The 2,674-nt window shown below is 72.8% G+C and carries 3 protein-coding genes; 1 reads left to right on the forward strand and 2 read right to left on the reverse strand.

The window, feature by feature from the left end:
* The first annotated feature begins 230 nt into the window (after window positions 1-230).
* On the forward strand, window positions 231-389 hold the full coding sequence (locus WML84_RS14705; protein ID WP_347346882.1) for a hypothetical protein: 159 nt from the start codon (window positions 231-233) through the stop codon (window positions 387-389).
* A gap of 68 nt (window positions 390-457) precedes the next feature.
* On the opposite strand, the gene WML84_RS14710 is transcribed toward WML84_RS14705, so the two are convergent.
* On the reverse strand, window positions 458-913 hold the full coding sequence (locus WML84_RS14710; protein ID WP_347346883.1) for an Hsp20/alpha crystallin family protein: 456 nt from the start codon (window positions 911-913) through the stop codon (window positions 458-460).
* A 150-nt stretch (window positions 914-1,063) separates the two neighbouring features.
* Complete coding sequence (locus tag WML84_RS14715; protein WP_347346884.1) at window positions 1,064-2,569, reverse strand: L-serine ammonia-lyase, iron-sulfur-dependent, subunit alpha; 1,506 nt, start codon at window positions 2,567-2,569, stop codon at window positions 1,064-1,066.
* Window positions 2,570-2,674: the final 105 nt, after the last annotated feature.

Consider the following 2,674-nt stretch of genomic DNA (forward strand, 5'->3'; position numbering starts at 1 on the left):
CCGCGGCGCGGAGGATGCGCGCGCGCGTGTCGCCACGACCGGCCGCGCGAGGGCGCCCGCGGCGCCGCGGCGCACTGGCGTGGTCGTGCTCGGCGCGCTCGCGATGCTGGGCCATGGCGTCAGCCTACGAGGTCGCGCGGCACCCGTCGCGGCACGGCCGCATAGTAGCCCTCGGCCGGGTCGATGTACAGGCTCGTGACCGGAGCCGCGAGCCGGCGCACAGTGGGGGCATGGTAGCTCTCGCGGGAATCCTGCTCTTGATCGGACTCGGCCTGCTGCTCGTCGGCATCTTCGTCGAAGCGGCGAAGTTCCTGCTGTGGCTCGGCCTCGTGATCATCGTGATCGCGATCATCGTCGGGCTCATGCGCTTCATCCGCCGACAGGTGTAGCCGGCCGATCCGGCCACGGCATCGAGGGCGGGCGGCCCCGACCCTCGAGGGTCGGGGCCGCCCGCTCGTCACTGCTCGATGAGACGCGGCTCCGCGCCGCTCTCGTGGGCGGTGATGGTCGAGGGACCCGCCTCGGACACCACCTCGATCTTGCGCGGCTTCGCCTTCTCGCTCACCGGGATCGTCACGCTGAGCACACCGTTGGCGTAGCCGGCCGAGATGTGCTCGGTGTCGATGCCCTGGCCGAGGTTGAGCTGGCGCACGAAGGTGGCCGCCTCGCGCTCTCGCGTGATCCACTTCACGCCCTCGCCCGACGCCAGCGTGCGCTCGGCGCGGATCGTGAGCAGCTGGCCGTCCACGTCGATGTCGACGGACCCCGGATCGATGCCCGGCAGGTCGGCGCTGAGGACGTAGTGGTCGCCGTCGCGGTAGAGATCCATGGGCATGCGACGCGGGCCGCGGCGGGCGTCGAAGAAGCTCGACGCCAGACGGTCGAGGTCACGGAAGGGGTCGTACGTGGCCATGAGTGCCTCCTTGTCGATTGAGTTCCAAAGTTGAGCCTCATCGACTCAACTACCGTCAGATTAGCACTCTACCCCCGAGAGTGCCAGTGAGTCGGGCATGGCGGCGCGCCCATCCGGGGCATCCCCCGTGACCCCGTCCCGAGCGCCGCGTCAGCACTCGATGACGTTGACGGCGAGTCCGCCCTCGCTCGTCTCCTTGTACTTCGTGGACATGTCGATGCCGGTCTGCCGCATCGTCTCGACGACGGTGTCGAGCGGCACGTAGTGCGAGCCGTCGCCGCGCAGGGCGAGCCGCGCGGCCGTCACCGCGGTGGAGGAGGCGATCGCGTTGCGCTCGATGCACGGGATCTGCACGAGCCCCCCGACGGGGTCGCACGTGAGGCCGAGGTGGTGCTCCATCGCGATCTCGGCGGCGTTCTCGATCTGCCGGTTGGTGCCGCCCATGACGGCGGTGAGGCCGCCCGCGGCCATCGCGCACGCCGAGCCGACCTCGGCCTGGCACCCGCCCTCGGCGCCCGAGATGGACGCGTTCGCCTTGAAGAGCGAGCCGAGCGCGGTCGCGGTGAGCAGGTAGCGACGGATGCCGCGCAGACGGTTCGCCTCGGCGACGCCGGCCTCGTCGACCGCGGTCGGGCCGGTCGCGTCCGCGCCCGGGTGCACGTCCGATCCGAAGCCCAGCAGGGCGCTGCCGACGAGCTCGCCGTAGGGGGTCACGGCGTTGCCGGCGCCGAGCCCCGAGTCGGCGAGGAAGCGCCACCAGTACATCGCGACGGCGGGGACGATGCCGGCGGCGCCGTTCGTGGGCGCCGTGACCACGCGGCCGCCGGCGGCGTTCTCCTCGTTGACGGCGAGCGCGAAGGCGCCCAGCCACTCGCCCGGGAGCTCGCGGCGGCCGTCGGCCTCGGCGGCCTCGAGCTGCGTGCGGATCGCGTTCGCGCGCCGCTTGACCTTCAGCATCCCGGGCAGCACGCCGTCCGCCTGCAGGCCCGCCTCGACGCATCCGGACATCGCCGCCCAGATCGCGTCGAGGCCCGCGGCGACCTCGGACTCGCTCCGCAGCGACTCCTCGTTGCGTCGCGCGGCGTCGGCGATCGTGATGCCGAGCTCGTCGCACAGGGCCAGCAGCTCGCCGGCGCTGTCGAACTGCAGCGGGAACGGACGCTCGGCCACGCGCGGCGCCTCGCCGTCGCGACGGATGAACCCTCCGCCGATCGAGTAGTAGGTGTCGTGGGCGACGACGGAGCCGGTGGCGTCCCACGCGGTCAGCGTCATCGCGTTGGGGTGGCCGGGCAGCCGCGTCCGCGGCGCGAACTCGACGTCCTCCTTGCGGAAGGGCACCGGCGTCGACCCGTCGAGGGGCAGGAGCCGTCCGTCCGGCCAGTCGGTCCACGCCGCGCGCACCGCCGCGGGATCGGCCGTCTCGGGCGCCAGCCCCATGAGGCCCGCGACGACGGCATCCGGGGTGCCGTGGCCGATGCCGGTCGCGCCGAGCGAGCCGTACAGCGCGCACGTGACCCGCGCCGTGACGGGCAGACCGCCCGTCTCGCGCAGCCGTCCGACGAAGTCGAGGGCGGCCCGCATGGGGCCGACCGTGTGGGAGCTCGAGGGTCCCACACCGATGGAGAACAGCTCGAACGCAGAGACGTACGCGCTCACACGACCAGCGTACGCGCCCGCGAGCGGATGCCGCCGGTCAGGCGGTGAGGTGCGCCGCGAGTCGCAGCGCGAGCGCCGTCGTCGTGAGGCTGGGGTTCGCCGCCG

Source organism: Microbacterium sp. (genome assembly GCF_039812165.1).
GTDB lineage: Bacteria > Actinomycetota > Actinomycetes > Actinomycetales > Microbacteriaceae > Microbacterium.

Bases quoted from the DNA above. Each gene is read 5' to 3' on its own strand.
- WML84_RS14705 (WP_347346882.1), top strand. From the start codon at position 231: ATGGTAGCTCTCGCGGGAATCCTGCTCTTGATCGGACTCGGCCTGCTG.
- WML84_RS14710 (WP_347346883.1), bottom strand. From the start codon at position 913: ATGGCCACGTACGACCCCTTCCGTGACCTCGACCGTCTGGCGTCGAGC.